This is a genomic window from Streptomyces sp. NPDC007189, assembly GCF_040703635.1.
Taxonomy (GTDB): domain Bacteria; phylum Actinomycetota; class Actinomycetes; order Streptomycetales; family Streptomycetaceae; genus Streptomyces.
Window position 1 is genome coordinate 1 of sequence record NZ_JBEYEY010000072.1, and the last position, 1,155, is coordinate 1,155.

2 protein-coding genes are annotated in these 1,155 nt (G+C 68.2%); both read left to right on the forward strand.

The genetic code is table 11. The annotated features are described in order from the left end of the window. The first annotated feature begins 66 nt into the window (after positions 1-66). The gene (locus AB0950_RS40395; protein WP_366780814.1) at positions 67-606 is read left to right on the forward strand and encodes a winged helix-turn-helix domain-containing protein; all 540 of its coding nucleotides are present in this window, start codon (positions 67-69) and stop codon (positions 604-606) included. Further along, entirely contained in the window at positions 603-1,130 is a 528-nt protein-coding gene (locus AB0950_RS40400; RefSeq protein WP_366780815.1) for a transposase, read from the forward strand. Before AB0950_RS40395 ends, AB0950_RS40400 begins: the two co-directional genes overlap by 4 nt. Positions 1,131-1,155 lie beyond the last annotated feature (25 nt).

The window sequence follows — 1,155 nt, forward strand, 5'->3', positions numbered from 1 at the left end:
TACTGACCTTCAAAGCGTGGTGTCGTAGGGGCTGACGCCTCATGATCCCTGCGGTATGCCGACGTTATGAGGTATGCGCAAGGGGGCGGGCTGACCGACGAACGGCGGGCCTTCCGCGAGAAGTTGCGGTTGCAGGCGGCCGAGCGGTTCAGGCAGGGCGACGAGAACACGGTCATCGCTCACGACCTGCGGGTCAGCATCCGGTCGGTACAGCGTTGGCGCAAGCCTTGGTCGCAGGATGGGCCGAGAGCCCTGGTCTCGAAAGGCCCGGCATCGCTGCCGCTGCTCAGCGACGAACTGTTTGCCGTGCTCGAGCGTGAGCTGGCCAAGGGCCCGGTGGCACATGGCTGGCCGGACCAAACCTGGACCCTGTCGCGGATCAAGACGCTGATCGGGCGCCGCTTCCACAAGAGCTACACCGTGCAGGGGGTGGCCGCCCTGCTCAAGCGGCACGGCTGGAGCTGCCAGGTCCCCGCCCGGCGGGCGATCGAGCGGGACGAGAACCTGGTGGCCGGCTGGGTGAAGGAGACCTGGCCGAGCGTGGAAGGACCGTGGCGGCGCTCGACGCCTGGCTCGTCTTCGAGGACGAGGCCGGATTCTCGATGACGCCGCCGACCACCCGCACCTGGTCCCGCCGCGGCCACACCCCTGTGGTCCGCGTCCGGGGCCGCTCCCGCCGCCGCTTATCGGTGGCCGCCCTGGCCTGCTACAAAACCGGCGAATCCTCGCGGCTGATCTACCGGCCCTGCCCAGACGCCCGGCCCGATGGGCGCAAAAGCTTCTCCTGGAAGGACTACCGCGACCTGATCCAGACCGCCCACCAGCAGCTTGGCGGCCCGATCGTGCTGGTCTGGGACAACCTCAACACCCACCTCACCGCCGGCATGCGCCGCTACATCGCCGACCGCGACTGGCTCACGGTCTTCCAACTGCCGCCCTACGCGCCCGACCTCAACCCCGTCGAGGGCATCTGGTCCGTCCTACGACGCACCACCGTGGCCAACCGTGCCTTCGCCGACCCCGATGACTTGATCACTGCCGTCCGACGCGGCCTCCGCCAGCTTCAGTACCGCCACGACGTCCTCGACGGCTGCCTCACCGGCACCGGTCTCCGACGCCAGCCACCATGACGACATCACGCATTCAAGGTCAATA

What these genes read in the sequence shown, in the direction of transcription:
- AB0950_RS40395 (WP_366780814.1), top strand. Translation starts at nt 67, where the DNA reads ATGAGGTATGCGCAAGGGGGCGGGCTGACCGACGAACGGCGGGCCTTC.
- AB0950_RS40400 (WP_366780815.1), top strand. Translation starts at nt 603, where the DNA reads ATGACGCCGCCGACCACCCGCACCTGGTCCCGCCGCGGCCACACCCCT.